Raw genomic sequence first — 13,894 nt, forward strand, 5'->3', positions numbered from 1 at the left:
TATTCTTTTGAGTGAAGGTCGGAGGGAATGATGAAGTGGCGGCTTGGAATTGACCTCGGCGCAACCTCGCTCGGATGGTGTGGGTTTCTGCTCGACGAGGATGGTCAACCTGCAGCAATCATCGGTGCAGGTGCCCGGATTTACAGTGATGGGCGCGAGCCGAAATCCGGCGCTTCCTTAGCTGTCGACCGGCGCAACGCCAGGGCCCTGCGGCGGCGGCGCGACCGGTTTAAGCGGCGTCAAGCGGCGCTTATCAAGCACCTCACGAAAGATGGGGTGTTTCCGGCGACTCCTGGAGATCGGAAGCTCTTGGAAGGGCTCGATCCCTTTGAGTTGCGGTCGCGAGCTTTGGATGAACGCCTCCCCCTTTATCACATAGGTCGCGCCTTTTTTCATCTCAATCAGAGGCGAGGTTTTAAGTCGAACCGCAAGGCAGATAGGAAGGCGGACGACGAGGCCGGAAAGATCGCCGTCGGTATCGATCGGTTGAGGATGGCTATCGAGGAAAGCGGAGCTAGGACTTTTGGCGATTTTCTGCATAACCGGCGAAGTGCCGCCACGGATTGCAATCGCATTCCAAGTGTAAGAGCTCGCCTGCGCCCTGAAGCGGGAGATGGAGCAAAGGGCGACGGTTATGATTTCTACCCAGGCCGCTCTCTTCTCGAAGAGGAGTTTGATGCTATCTGGCAAGCTCAGGCCCCTCACCATCCTGAGGCGCTCGCGCAGGAAGTGCATGACCGACTTTTCGAAATCGTTTTCCACCAGAGACCGCTCAAGGAACAGGAGGTCGGAGCGTGCATGTTGCTCCCTGAGGAGAAGCGCCTTCCCAAAGCGCATCCTTTGTTCCAGCAGCGCCGCCTGCTGGAAGAACTGAACGCGCTGATGATCGTGCGCCCGGGTGAAAAGGCCCAGCGGCTAATGATGGAGGAGCGCGATCTTTTATTCCTGAAGCTGAAAGACAAGGCGAAAGTTAAATTTGAGAGCTTGCGAAAAGTGCTGAAACTCGACCCCGAGACTCGTTTCAATAAGGAGAGCGAGAATCGGCCTGAACTAAAGGGCGATGAGGTCTCCGCACTGTTGAGCGACAAGAAACGTTTCGGTCCGCGCTGGGCGCATCTGTCTGCTGATGCGCAGTGGGAGGTTGTGGCGCGGCTTCGCGCGATTGAGACAGATCAGGACGATGCAAAATTTTGCGCCTGGCTATCGGCAATTCACGCCCTGTCGGCCGATGAGGCGACATCAGTCGCGTCTGTTGGAGCCAGATTACCCCAAGGATACGGTCGTTTCGGCCACACGGCCACAAGCCGCCTTATCAAGGCTCTGCGCCACGAAACGAAGGATGGACGGGTCATTGTCTACAGCGAGGCTGTCGAACGGGCTGACCTTGGGCACCATAGTGACCTCCGGACGGGCGAGATTCATATGACTTTGCCCTATTATGGCGCTGTCCTTGAACGTCATATCATGCCGGGAACGGGCGAACCCTCGGATCCCGATGAGATGCGCATCGGGCGCCTCACGAATCCAACGGTCCATATCGGGCTCAACCAGCTTCGTCGCGTGGTCAACCGGCTCATCCGCGCTTATGGCCCTCCTAAGGAAATCGCTATCGAGCTTGCCCGTGATTTGAAGCTCACCGATGACGAAAAGCGGCAGCGGAACAAGGAGAACAACGACAATCGTATTGCTGCCGAAAAGCGCTCCAAGAAGCTCCTTGAAATCGGTCAACCCGATACGGGTGCTAATCGCGCTCTTCTCAAACTCTGGGAGGAACTGAATCGAGACAACGCCTTGGACCGACGATGCATTTATACCGGAGAGCAGATCTCCATTGACATGCTCTTTTCTGGTGCGGTCGAGATCGACCATATCCTCCCCTTCGAGGCAACCCTAGACGATTCCAACGGCAATAAGATCGTCTGCATGCGCGAGGCGAACCGGTTCAAGAGCAAACGCTCGCCTTATGAGGCGTGGGGACACAACTCGCAATGGGACGAAATTGCCGCTCGTGCTGCCCACCTGCCCAATAACAAGCGGTGGCGCTTCGAGCCGGATGCAATGGAACGTTTTCAGGACGAGGGAGGCTTTCTCGCTCGCCACCTTGTCGACACGCAATATCTCTCACGACTGGCCCGCGAATATCTGGCAGCTCTCTATCCGGAGCAGGGAGAGGGCTCCAGCCACGTCTGGGTCTCACCTGGTCGCCTAACAGAAATGGTCCGCCGCAAGCTCGGGCTCAATGAGCTGCTGCCCGATCACAACTTCGCCGGCGGTGATGCCTCCAAGAACAGGTTGGATCATCGTCACCACGCCATCGACGCAGCGGTTGTCGCCATTGTGGATCGGTCGATGCTGCAGGCTATCGCGCGCATTTCCGGACAGGATGGTAGCGAGGGGCGCGAACGCATTATCGTTCCCGAGCCGTGGAAGGGGTTCCGCGATGACTTGCGCCGTGTCGTCAATGACATCGTCGTCAGTCACCGTGCCGATCACGGGACGGTTTCCAAAGCCAGATTGCAGAAGGGCCTGGACACCACAGCTGGACGGCTGCACAATGAAACTGCTTACGGTCTGACCGGTGAAACGGACGCGAAGGGTAATAGCGTCGTCGTAACCCGAAAGCCCCTTGGCGGGCTTAGCCCTTCCGATCTCGACATCATTCGCGATGTGGACCTCAAGGAGGCTCTGCGTGACTTCACGAAAGGGCGTCAGGGTAAGGACTTCGAGAAGGCCCTTGCCGACTTCGCGTATCTCGGCCCGCTGCAATACCGCGGCATTCGCCGCGTGCGCGCGGTTGAGCCGCTGAAGGTCATCGAGATCAGAGACTCCTCCGGACACGTCTACAAGGGTTACAAGGGCGATTCCAATTATCGCTATGACGTATGGGAGCTGGCGGACGGCAAGTGGGTGCCGGAGGTCGTTTCGATGTTCGATGCACATAAGCCCGGCTGGTCATCGAGGATCAGAGCCGCCCACCCCACCGCGCGCAAGGTTCTGAGCCTGCAGCAGAACGATGTAATAGCCATCGAACCGGAGGGCGGCGAGCGGCGATTGATGCGGGTAGTCAAGTTCGGGCAGAACGGCCAGATCACCTTGGCCGCGCCGAACGAGGCAGGAGATCTTAAGCGGCGTGACGCTGCCCCAAATGACGAGGATCCGTTCAAATATATAGCGCCGACAGCAGGAGGACTGAAGAGGGTCAAGGCCCGTCAGGTCCGCATCGACGAACTGGGGCGCGTTCAGGATCCAGGCTTTCCTGCGCGGATAGCGAGACGTCAGACACGCAGAAAATCGACCTAAGCAGAGGCGGATATGGAGCGGATCGTCGATATCGCGACCGATGGCCGCCACCTTTCGGCCTATCGTGGATTCATGATCGTTTCGGAGGATCGGCAGGAGGTCGGGCGGATCCCTCTTGATGATGTCGCCGCCGTGATCGTGCACGCGCACGGAGTCACATGGTCGACCAATCTTGTAGTAGCTCTTGCCGAGCGGGGGGCACTGATGCTGCTGTGCGGATCGAACCATGCGCCGGTGGCCGTGTGCCTCCCTCTCGACGGTCATCATGCCCAGAACGGCCGCATCCGCGCGCAATGGGAGGCAGGAAAGCCCCTTGCCAAGCAATTGTGGCGGCGCGTCGTCATCGCAAAAATACGCTGGCAGGCGGCAGTACTGGAAGCCAACGGAAAATCGGCCTCCGCGTTCGATCTTTTGGCACGGAAAGTTGGGTCGGGGGATCCCGAGAATGTGGAAGCACAGGCAGCACGTCGCTATTGGCAGCTGCTGATGGGAGAGGATTTTCGTCGTGACCGTGAGTCGGGCGGCGCAAACGCGATGCTCAACTATGGTTATGCGATACTTCGCTCCATGTGCGCCCGCGCCGTCGTCGCTGCGGGGCTCCATCCCTCGATTGGAATTCACCACACCAACCGCGGCAACGCCTTCGCATTGGCAGACGATCTGATTGAGCCGTTCCGTCCGCTAGTTGATGCTCTAACCCTTCGCCTGCTTGTGGCTGGGATCGAGTCCGTTACGCCGGAAGCAAAGCGCGCCTTCGCCGGACTGATTGCACTTGACCTTCCCGGAGAGGCTGGCATCACTACTGTCACAGGAACTGCCATCCGTACGGCGCAGACTCTCGCTGATTGCTTCCAAAGCGGAAAGGCTGCGAACCTTATTCTGCCTCAACCACCGTCTGCCGCCGATCTCGCCGGGTTGGACACTCTGCTGCGATGACGGCGACCCAACTCAGTGGCTATCGACTCATGTGGATCTTCGTTATGTTTGATCTGCCCGTCACCACCAAGAAGCAAGGGCGCGCGGCGACCAAATTTCGGGAATTTTTGCTGGACGAAGGTTTCGAAAAGAGCCAATTTTCGGTTTATGCGCGCTTCTGCAACGGCAAAGAACAATTTGAAGCCTACATGCGTCGGATCGAGGCCAACCTGCCCGATCAGGGTGATGTTCACATACTTACCTTCACCGATCGGCAGTATGAAAATATCGTCCGATTCTCGGGCCAGCGTCGCAAGCGGCGACGGAAAAACCCAGATCAGTTGGCCCTGTTTTAGAGATTTGGCACGCTTTCTGTTTTGCCAAGAAGCGCCGTTATCTCACGCTTTTCAACAAGATAACGGCGCATCTAGACTAGCAGCTTAGAGATCGTGGTCTAGCGGCAACCCAAAAAGGCGCGGATGGGTGACGGATCCGAGACTAGCAGCTTAGAGATCGTGGTCTAGCGGCAACCTGAACAGCTTGCCGAATATATCAGATGTAAGACTAGCAGCTTAGAGATCGTGGTCTAGCGGCAACGATGGCACCGTCGCTCATCATGTCGGCTTCAGACTAGCAGCTTAGAGATCGTGGTCTAGCGGTAACCCGGCGCCACGCTTTGACTTTCGTCATGGAAGACTAGCAGCTTAGAGATCGTGGTCTAGCGGCAACGGCGTGTGCATCTTCACGGCGGGCTCGATGAGACTAGCAGCTTAGAGATCGTGGTCTAGCGGCAACCCCACGGGCGGAGTAATGCCGGGCGCATAGAGACTAGCAGCTTAGAGATCGTGGTCTAGCGGCAACGATGGCACCGTCGCTCATCATGTCGGCTTCAGACTAGCAGCTTAGAGATCGTGGTCTAGCGGTAACCCGGCGCCACGCTTTGACTTTCGTCATGGAAGACTAGCAGCTTAGAGATCGTGGTCTAGCGGCAACGGCGTGTGCATCTTCACGGCGGGCTCGATGAGACTAGCAGCTTAGAGATCGTGGTCTAGCGGCAACTGCGTCGACACAGCCTTGATCAGATACGTTAGACTAGCAGCTTAGAGATCGTGGTCTAGCGGCAACCTTGGGAGCGCGGGCGGCGCGACGGAGATCAGACTAGCAGCTTAGAGATCGTGGTCTAGCGGCAATTATGAGATCACCGGACGGCTCCTCACCCAAGAGGCCATGAGCCCATCATAACCTCTGATAATCCCTCATTATCAGAGGTATAAAACGCAACCGCCACTTCCCTCCTTGCACCTCGCCGCCTCTCCGTTAACGTCGAAAATATAGCGGATTAGGTATGGACCAGATCATAGCAGCGACTGAACCCTCAGGCCTTCGTGAGACACTTCCAATCGCTGTAAGGGAATTCACCGAAGCTGCGATATCGGCGAATACGCGGCGAGCCTACCGGGCGGATCTCGATCACTTTCTTCTATGGGGTGGCTCGGTACCATCCAGTGCTGAGACCATCGCACGATATCTATCGGTGCATGCCGAGCGTCTGAGCATCGCAACTCTTGCCCGCCGCCTCGTCTCCATCAGCAAGGCCCACACGAGCCGCGGATTTCCCAACCCTGTCACCTCAGATCTCGTACACCTCACCATGAGAGGCATTCGGCGCGTCCACGGCAAACCTCAGCGTCAGAGTGCAGCTCTTCTGGTTCAGGATGTTCGCCGTATGATCGCGGGATTTGGCGACAATCCGACCGACCTTCGGGACCGAGCACTGATATTGATCGGGTTTGCGGGCGCGCTTCGTCGGTCCGAGCTGCGTGCAATCAACTGCTCTGATATCGCACGCGTCCCGCATGGGCTCCTCATCCAAATAACCCGAAGCAAGACGGATCAGGAAGGCAATGGCCGGAAGATCGGTATTCCCTACGGCCGAACTGTCGCCTGCCCTGTGCTGGCCTTGGAAGCGTGGTTAGCACGCGCTCAGATAGGTGAAGGGCCAATCTTTCGGCCAATCGACCGCCAAGGGGTGATAGCTGAGACCGCGCTATCCGGCGAGGCTGTTGCCCATATTATCAAACGAAGAGCCAAAGCCGCAGGCCTCGACCCAACGCGCTATTCCGGGCACTCCCTCCGCGCTGGTTTGGCGACCAGTGCCGCCGAAGCAGGTGTCCCGACTTGGAAGATCAAAGCACAAACCGGTCATCGGTCCGATGCAGTGCTTTCCCGCTATATCCGTGATGGAGAGATGTTTATCCAGAACGCGGCGTCCGTCTTGTAATTTCATCGGCGGCAAAGACATCCTCATTGCCCCGCCGACGGCCAAAGCTAACGTCAAACCGTTATTATACAAAGGTTTGACGGATGCCTTCTTTCGATCAACAGCCGCTCCTCTTTGAGCAAAATTTCGCCCCCGACATCACCCTCCTTCCCTGCGATCCGTGGATTGCGGCAAGCGCGTTACAGAAGGCAATTCGCCGAAGCGACACCGTCACCGCACAGCGGGCGGCACTGACATGTCTCGAAGCCGGTCGTGACGTGTGGCGTCGCTTGATCGTCATTGCATTCGAGGACATCGGCGTTGGATCTGAGGAAGCCGTTGCCGAAGTGACCGAAGTAGTGGCGGAATTGAAAGTCGAGAAGCGATCAAAACATGACATCGCCCTCCTCTTTCATCTCGTGCGCCGTCTTGCGGAAGCTCCCAAAGATCGAAGCGCGGATTACCTGATCTGCGCCGCAATGCATCATCCTCCTTTGGCACAGATGCGGGACATTTGTGGGAGTGCCACTCAATCGGAACGTTTCTCGATTGTGAAGGGCGCCAACCATTCCCTATCGGAACGGGCCGTGGCGGCATGGTACGCGTCAGGATTGGGATGCCGCTTCAACCCGAGCCGCGAAAGGGAACAAGCGCGCGCTCTGGCCGAATTTTACCGCGACGCGGATATATCTCCTCGACTCGTAGAAGCGACAGAAATGGCTTGTCGGCTCACCCGCGAGCCGATTGTCGCCCTCGTGCCGCTCATCCAGATGGAGGTTCGAAAAGACCTAACTCGCATTATTGAGAGCCCGACACCGGCTTATGCGACCTTCAATGGTATTCCAAGCTACGCGATGGACAAGCACACGCGAAGCGGGCGGAAAGCCGTCCAGCGTCTGATTTGGGAGAGCCCTGCTCTGCGGGGTATTCTTGAAGAAGCGGTCCCGGAATACCGCTGGCGAGATGCTGCTTTGATGGCTGCGTTCTACGCAGACGGCGTTCCAACAAGGTTGCGACTGGATTGGTTTCAATCGCAGGCGCTTGAAGATTATGGCCGTGAGGTCGATTTCGCGAGAGCGGGAATTGCAAAAGACTACATTGCGGCAATGTCGGAAGCGATGGCATCTTCGCTTGGCATTCTCGATACAATTCGGTGCGCATTTACGCCGTGGCGAAGCTCCTGAGCCCGACCGCCTTGAGCTACGGCATCGCACACCTGTCTTTTGGAGCTCTCTATCGGTGTGGTGACGCTCCTGGCGAAGACTACACTAGGTCGCGTACCCATAAACCGAATGACCGGAAATGGTGGAAAACCGGGCCACAGCCGAGGGGGCGAAGTCGCTCTGCGCTAGCGCTGGAGAGCGGTGATGGTATTTTGGCTACATGGCTAGATGCACAGCACCAGTTGAAGGGCATCGCTCAGCGAGCGCTGCAATGCGGCTGTGGCTACGCAATTATGAGCCTACGGCCTTAGTGATGGCCATGACCCATTCCGTTTTGCGGCCCGCCCGAACGGTGTGACAGGTGTCGCACCGTATCCTGAAGTGCCCTTTGTCCAGACCAAATCAGTGCCGACTTGCAAAGGCGCGCTGTGTCCCGTCTTCCCTTCCCTATTGAGCGGTTGTATTCGTGCCCGCTTATCCCGCCGAAGGAAAATACTATGCGCATCGCAATGATTGGGGCTGGCTATGTCGGATTAGTGTCCGGGGCATGCTTTGCTGACTTCGGCCATGAAGTTTGCTGCATCGATACGGATCAGGGGAAGATCGACGCCCTTGTTAAGGGGCAAATCCCAATCTTTGAGCCAGGGCTCGATGATCTCGTCGCGGACAACGTGAGAAGTGGGCGGCTGACATTCGGGACAGACCTGTATGAGGCCGTCAGATCGGCGTCCGCGGTCTTCATCGCCGTCGGCACACCATCCCGCCGCGGAGATGGACACGCTGACCTGTCTTACGTGTATCAGGCCGCACGAGACATTGCTGGAGCAATCGACGGCTATACCGTCGTCGTGACGAAGTCCACCGTGCCCGTGGGCACGGGCGACGAGGTGGAGCGCATCATCCGCGAAACCCGCCCGGAGGCCGAGTTCGCCGTAGTCTCCAACCCCGAGTTCCTGCGCGAGGGCGCGGCCATTTCGGATTTCAAACGACCGGATCGGATCGTGATCGGGACTGAAGACGGCCGCGCACAGGCCGTCATGGCGGAGCTATACAGGCCCCTCTACCTCAACCAAGCGCCCCTCGTCGTCACGTCTCGGCGCACCGCGGAGCTAACAAAATACGCGGCCAACGCCTTCCTAGCGACTAAGATCACGTTCATCAACGAAATGGCTGATTTGTGCGAGAAGGTCGGGGCAGACGTCCGGGATGTCGCCCGCGGGATTGGCCTCGATAAACGGATCGGCCCGAAATTCCTGCATGCTGGCCCAGGCTATGGTGGGTCGTGCTTCCCCAAGGACACCCTAGCGTTGATCAAGACAGCCCAAGACAACGCTTCTCCGGTCCGATTGGTCGAGACTGTTGCGTCGATCAACGATCAGCGCAAGCGCGCCATGAGCCGGAAGATCATTGCGGCTTGTGGGGGGGCGGTCAGAGGAAAGACGGTGGCGCTGTTAGGCTTGACCTTCAAGCCTAATACGGATGATCTCAGGGACGCCCCATCTCTCACAATCGTCACAGCCCTGCAGGATGCAGGAGCGAGGGTACGCGCCTATGACCCGGAGGGGATGGAGGCAGCCCGAGATCTTCTGCCTGATGTGGAATTCTCGTCGGATCCCTACGCGTGTGCCCAAAATGCTGACGCGTTGGTCATCGTAACGGAATGGGATGTGTTCCGCGCACTGGATTTGGGGCGTCTGAGACACCTTCTGCTCGAACCAGTGATTGTCGACTTGCGCAACGTCTATGATCCGCAGGATCTCCAGCGGAACGGCTTCAGATATGTTAGCGTCGGTCGTCCTTAGTCCCTCACAACCACTCCGACCTAATGATGGCATGAACGCCTAGTCCGCAGGAGGCATTTTGCTGCTGGTTTAAGACGGTACAAGGCGCGGCAAGTATCATGTGCCTTCCGAAATCTGCAATGTTTTGTCGCTACCTCCGCTGCCGGAGGCGATTTGAACGACGAGATTGACGATTGCTTGGCGCATCTCAGAGCTTTCGATGGTTGAGAACGCCTTCAGCAGCCTGAAGGTTTGAACCGTATTGGCCAGCCCAAGGATGCTGCTTACGTTCCCCTCTTGTGGCTCAATCTCATCGTAGAAGAAGGCGATCGGCACATTGAGGATCCGCGCCAGATCCTCCAAGCGGCCGGATCCAATGCGGTTGGTACCCTTCTCGTATTTCTGGACCTGCTGAAAGGTTACGCCGAGCTTCTCGCCGAGGGCCATCTGCGACATTCCGATCGACGCTCGTCGCGCACGGATGCGGCGGCCGATCTCCTCGTCCCGCGGACTAGGCTGCTTCTTCGTCATCGTTTTACCTTCAGAGTTGCTGGGATCTTGAACGGTGCCCATCCCTTTAGGGCGCTCCCGTATCCGATGGCAACTTGACCAATGTCGCCGCGCCGGTCGTATAGCCGTCCCCTCTCCGTCATTTAAGTCGGTTAACTATTTGGTTTTTGGCGCTATTTTCTGTCGGAGCAACTCCTGACCCAACGTGAGCCCTAGCACAGGCCCAGTGCATGGTCGGTCGGATCGACGTCCGCAATGCGCGACCTTGTCGCCCGATTATGATAAGCGGCTCCTCTGGCAAATGCGCGCCGGACTCGCATCTGATCTGGTTGGTTGGCTGGAACGGTGGGTAGAGCAAGACAACCCACTTCATCGCAGGCCTCAACAATCCGGGAATGAGGTTCGCCGACACGGCAGCGCACGAGTTTGATGTTGAGCGATCAGATGGCGGCGGGATTTCGTCGCGAACTTACGAGTCGCAATAGGTCATCGAGCCGCGCAGCAAGCTCTCGCGCTAACCCTTGCTAAACCCTTGCCAACCGGCGTAACAACCGCTGAAACTTACTTGCACCTTGGTAACAGTTCAGGGCATCTCTAGCAGGCAACGGGGAGTATTAAATGGCTATCTCAGGTGCTGTAGACTCACTGATAGGAGACACCATCTCTGGATGGGTAGCATGTGATGGACACGCAGGCATCACGGTAGTCATTAGCCTTGATCAGGATACAGTGACTGTTCCTGTGAATGTCCCCAGAACGGATTTTGCTGAAAGTTCGGGGCGCCTTGGATTCAAGGCCAAGCTCCCGCGCGTTGCAATGCCTAGTGAGTTTTTCAACGGTCGCTTGGCTGTACATGCCAATCACAATGGCCATTTAATTCCACTGACTGTATGGGAGCCGCTTCGGCAGGCGGCGAGCTTAGAAAGCACAGATTTCCGAGGGATGGCGCAGGCGGTCCGATTTCTGAGCCCTGAGAAGCGCCTTGAATTCAACAAGATTTTCGCAGAACCAAAAAGCTGGAAACAGTTAGGCTCTAAGAAACCACTGTGCGTAATTTCTTATGCACACGATGCGTCTGCATGGTTCCCATATTTTTATAACTATTATACCTCAGTTGTTGAGCCGAATGCTATTTTCATTGTCACTCCTAATCCCCAGGAGTTCACTAAGTACGCTCTTGGCGGTGTAATTTCCATTGACGGATTTCCTTACGACAATGCGGCGCGCTCGCAAATTATGTCCCGGTTGTGTCAAGGATTGCAGGCATATTTCGAGTGGACCCTATTGTGCGACGTCGACGAAATTGTCGTCCCGCATCCTGCTTCCGGCAAATCGTTTTTTGAAACGCTTGCAGCGCTGAATTCGGATATATCGACGTCAAGGGGGTTTGATATAATTCAGCTCGATGACGAGCTCGACTTTGACTTTAACCAGCCGGTTCTCCAACAGCGGCGCTTTGGGTTGGCCGCTTCAGGGCTTTGCAAACCTCATCTCGCCCGTATCCCAGTGCGTTGGAGTGTCGGCTACCATTTTACAAACTACAAACCTCGCTTCGAGCCAGAAGGTCAAGGTTTCGTGACGCTTCATTTGAAGTGGGCTTGCGACAAAATCAGGCTTGACGTTGCAAAAATTGTTCAAAAAACGAAGTATGCTGTCTCAAAAACAGCAGATTATGCCTTGGAAAGCGTTGTCATCAGCAAGCACCCCGCAATGGTTAGTGGCGCTCCTCCAATTTCATTATTGAGCAGCGATGCTCTTAAGAGTTTTGAAAAAGAATTTTTTTCTGGCCTTTGGTACAATTCAGAAGAAGATCTCTGGGCAAGAGAACACTTCGTGAGCTCGGCGTTGTTTGATTTTAAGAAGTAAGGTTTTGATCATTTGGTCAGCGTGCGACATGGACGCAATCATTGAGAGAATATTACATGCCAAACCAGCAATCAGAGCTCCTTGAACTGGCTTCTAAACTAGCGAAAGAAATAAAAATTCTTCTCCAAGAGGGATTGGACAGTGGTGAACATATTCACAACTTGAGTAGAGTTGTAAGAGAGCTTGTCGAGCGCGGCGTCTCTATTCCACCGCTTGTTTATGACGTCTTGAGAAGCGATCAGGTGCGCCAAGAGTACAGGGCGCTGAACCAAAATCGATCCTGAAACATCTCCTATTTAAGTGGCGGCATTGAAGCGTAGCATCACCCAGAAACCCAAATTGGGGCCTAACTCGGCGCGTGATTTAGTAACATCTAAGGGAGGGATTGCCCGTATTGGAATGTTATCCTGCATCCGCTCGCTTCCACGCTCAGCTTGGAGCGAGTGTCCGCCAGCTAGCGAGGTTAAACACCCAGAGCGGTGGGTGGCTTTTTATAACTTAAGAACCCCAAATCGGCCGCCTGCTGAACAAAAAGGTGCGCCGCCTTGATGATTTCTCGGCCTTCAAACAAGTCAGCCATAACAACCTGATCTTTAATCGGCATCAGATGATGCTTTAGAGAGATCTCGTCGAATTTGAACCCCGTTTCGCAAATGTAAATCTCTCCGCTATCTGCGCAGGGGAGCAGATCATGCGAGTAAAAACCAAGACCTAAAACATCACCAACACTACGGCAAATTTCATTTATATAATCTCGAAATCCAATAACGAGCCGAGTGTACAAGTAATTTAGGAGATCCGGTTCAAGGGGCGTATTGATAGCATGCACTGATGGGTTCCCTTCATCGACCGGACGGCACCGCACGTAAACGGAGTGGCAAACTCCACCAACACACATGGCCCGAAGCGAGACAAAGTAGTCCTTTCCTCTGAAGCTATGCACCGTGTTAATGAAGGCTGTATTGTACCGCCGCTCATCCAACGTTTCACCCGCGTGTCTTGTTGAAACCGCTTGGCCGGACCCTTGAATCACATTCGAGAACACTTTCCCTAACGCGGTTGTGCCCGCCGCCATCGGCGGAACGTTGATACCCCGTTTCGAAAACGCCTCGTTGGAGGCGGCCTTGCTGCTAACGATCTGCCCAGTCTTGTAAGGGTGTACCAGCAGAAACCGCTCCAAGTGATTTGAACACAGGTCTTCCGTGTTCAACACCTCCTCAAAGGATTCCTCCTCATTGTATATGAGAGCAACAACAGCTCGCTTGTGCTGAGAAATGCGCGCTTCTAATGCATCAAAACTCTCGTACTTGAAGACGTTAAGGCCACACCGGTTCAAGATCGGTTCTGCATACTGGAAAAAATACCCAACCTTGCCATTCCCATGCAGTGCGTTCTTCTTTGTCCCAACGAATAGGATATCCTGCATACTTGCCCCGTAGATATCGACTGTCAAAATTTAGTGAGAAGTGTCCGCCGCATAGGCAGTGCGGACATCCTGATCGTCTGGTCTATTGAACTTCACGGGGAGCACTGACAACCCCAAAATTATCGATCTCGAAAACCTGATGGCCTGACAGAGGACACTAAACGGTTATCTTAGGCCAACGAAGGTCTTTGAGGTCATTTGGTGGCTTACATACAGACCAAGGGAATTGCCTTAGTACGTTAATCTGGTACAGAAACGGTTGATCGACACGTTCAGCGGCCAGCGAAACCTTAGCTTTCCTTGCCTGGCAAATTGGCAATCTTCTCCCACCCCCTCCGCCAGTTCATTCGTTGATGTGCGTATCGAGAAATCGATACCCGATACCCGATTTCTGTCAGGAGGAAGCGGGGATCTGACGGATTGGCTTCGATCTTCCGCCGAAGTTGGCCGATGTAGACTCGCAAATACTGCGTGTCGTTCTCGTGAGCCGCCGCCGCCCCAGACGGCTGTGACGTTTTCATTTTCGCGTTCGGCCTTCCATCTGCCAAATCTGAACGAAGTTCGTGAACGCCGTAGAGCGGGTTATATCGACCCAGAAATTCCCGACCGTCCTGCCTTCGAGCGCGAAAACAGTCGGCACTCTCAGTGCCGACTGCCGCCGTTGCAAGGGGGC

At 55.6% G+C, this 13,894-nt stretch carries 10 protein-coding genes, 1 pseudogene and 1 CRISPR repeat array; of the genes and pseudogenes, 8 read left to right on the plus strand and 3 right to left on the minus strand.

Going from position 1 to position 13,894, the window contains the following annotated elements:
- The first annotated feature begins 27 nt into the window (after nt 1-27).
- The 6 genes from cas9 (at nt 28) to DQW91_RS09750 (ending at nt 9,440) form a co-directional block, all read left to right on the plus strand.
- Nucleotides 28-3,300, plus strand: coding sequence for a type II CRISPR RNA-guided endonuclease Cas9 (cas9, locus tag DQW91_RS09725; RefSeq protein WP_245410974.1), 3,273 nt, complete (start codon nt 28-30; stop codon nt 3,298-3,300).
- A gap of 12 nt (nt 3,301-3,312) precedes the next feature.
- Nucleotides 3,313-4,236, plus strand: a complete 924-nt coding sequence (gene cas1 / locus DQW91_RS09730; protein ID WP_112663429.1) for a type II CRISPR-associated endonuclease Cas1 — start codon at nt 3,313-3,315, stop codon at nt 4,234-4,236.
- 29 nt (nt 4,237-4,265) lie between these two features.
- Entirely contained in the window at nt 4,266-4,571 is a 306-nt protein-coding gene (cas2, locus tag DQW91_RS09735; protein ID WP_198411843.1) for a CRISPR-associated endonuclease Cas2, read from the plus strand.
- 73 nt (nt 4,572-4,644) lie between these two features.
- Nucleotides 4,645-5,402: direct repeats of the CRISPR family, unit length 32 nt; unit sequence AGACTAGCAGCTTAGAGATCGTGGTCTAGCGG.
- A gap of 158 nt (nt 5,403-5,560) precedes the next feature.
- Nucleotides 5,561-6,496, plus strand: a complete 936-nt coding sequence (locus tag DQW91_RS09740; protein WP_112663431.1) for a site-specific integrase — start codon at nt 5,561-5,563, stop codon at nt 6,494-6,496.
- Nucleotides 6,497-6,579: 83 nt separating this feature from the next.
- Nucleotides 6,580-7,659: a hypothetical protein gene (locus DQW91_RS09745; protein ID WP_112663432.1), complete on the plus strand. Its 1,080-nt coding sequence runs from the start codon at nt 6,580-6,582 to the stop codon at nt 7,657-7,659.
- Nucleotides 7,660-8,135: 476 nt separating this feature from the next.
- Nucleotides 8,136-9,440, plus strand: a complete 1,305-nt coding sequence (locus DQW91_RS09750; protein WP_112663433.1) for a UDP-glucose dehydrogenase family protein — start codon at nt 8,136-8,138, stop codon at nt 9,438-9,440.
- Nucleotides 9,441-9,536: 96 nt separating this feature from the next.
- On the opposite strand, the gene DQW91_RS09755 is transcribed toward DQW91_RS09750, so the two are convergent.
- Entirely contained in the window at nt 9,537-9,950 is a 414-nt protein-coding gene (locus DQW91_RS09755) for a helix-turn-helix domain-containing protein (RefSeq protein WP_112663434.1), read from the minus strand.
- Nucleotides 9,951-10,547: 597 nt separating this feature from the next.
- Between DQW91_RS09755 and DQW91_RS09760 the strand changes: the two genes are divergently transcribed.
- Together DQW91_RS09760 and DQW91_RS16570 are read left to right on the plus strand one after the other, a co-directional pair.
- Nucleotides 10,548-11,795, plus strand: a complete 1,248-nt coding sequence (locus tag DQW91_RS09760) for a hypothetical protein (RefSeq protein ID WP_157961394.1) — start codon at nt 10,548-10,550, stop codon at nt 11,793-11,795.
- 56 nt (nt 11,796-11,851) lie between these two features.
- Nucleotides 11,852-12,079 (plus strand): hypothetical protein, encoded by a 228-nt coding sequence (locus DQW91_RS16570; protein WP_157961395.1) that lies wholly within the window; start codon nt 11,852-11,854, stop codon nt 12,077-12,079.
- A 179-nt stretch (nt 12,080-12,258) separates the two neighbouring features.
- Here the strand turns inward: DQW91_RS16570 and DQW91_RS09765 are convergent, their stop codons facing one another.
- Together DQW91_RS09765 and DQW91_RS16995 are read right to left on the minus strand one after the other, a co-directional pair.
- On the minus strand, nt 12,259-13,221 hold the full coding sequence (locus DQW91_RS09765) for a hypothetical protein (RefSeq protein WP_112663436.1): 963 nt from the start codon (nt 13,219-13,221) through the stop codon (nt 12,259-12,261).
- A gap of 374 nt (nt 13,222-13,595) precedes the next feature.
- Nucleotides 13,596-13,709 (minus strand): annotated as a pseudogene (locus DQW91_RS16995) (winged helix-turn-helix domain-containing protein); the annotation flags it as partial.
- Between the last annotated feature and the right edge of the window lie 185 nt (nt 13,710-13,894).

Origin of the sequence: Microvirga flavescens (assembly GCF_003290125.1) — a bacterium.
Lineage (GTDB): Bacteria > Pseudomonadota > Alphaproteobacteria > Rhizobiales > Beijerinckiaceae > Microvirga > Microvirga flavescens.

Excerpts from the sequence above, each read along its gene's own strand:
- DQW91_RS09760 (WP_157961394.1), top strand. The coding sequence starts at position 10,548 with ATGGCTATCTCAGGTGCTGTAGACTCACTGATAGGAGACACCATCTCT.
- DQW91_RS09755 (WP_112663434.1), bottom strand. The coding sequence starts at position 9,950 with ATGACGAAGAAGCAGCCTAGTCCGCGGGACGAGGAGATCGGCCGCCGC.
- cas2 (WP_198411843.1), top strand. The coding sequence starts at position 4,266 with ATGTGGATCTTCGTTATGTTTGATCTGCCCGTCACCACCAAGAAGCAA.
- DQW91_RS09765 (WP_112663436.1), bottom strand. The coding sequence starts at position 13,221 with ATGCAGGATATCCTATTCGTTGGGACAAAGAAGAACGCACTGCATGGG.
- DQW91_RS09745 (WP_112663432.1), top strand. The coding sequence starts at position 6,580 with ATGCCTTCTTTCGATCAACAGCCGCTCCTCTTTGAGCAAAATTTCGCC.
- DQW91_RS09750 (WP_112663433.1), top strand. The coding sequence starts at position 8,136 with ATGCGCATCGCAATGATTGGGGCTGGCTATGTCGGATTAGTGTCCGGG.
- cas1 (WP_112663429.1), top strand. The coding sequence starts at position 3,313 with ATGGAGCGGATCGTCGATATCGCGACCGATGGCCGCCACCTTTCGGCC.
- cas9 (WP_245410974.1), top strand. The coding sequence starts at position 28 with ATGATGAAGTGGCGGCTTGGAATTGACCTCGGCGCAACCTCGCTCGGA.
- DQW91_RS16570 (WP_157961395.1), top strand. The coding sequence starts at position 11,852 with ATGCCAAACCAGCAATCAGAGCTCCTTGAACTGGCTTCTAAACTAGCG.
- DQW91_RS09740 (WP_112663431.1), top strand. The coding sequence starts at position 5,561 with ATGGACCAGATCATAGCAGCGACTGAACCCTCAGGCCTTCGTGAGACA.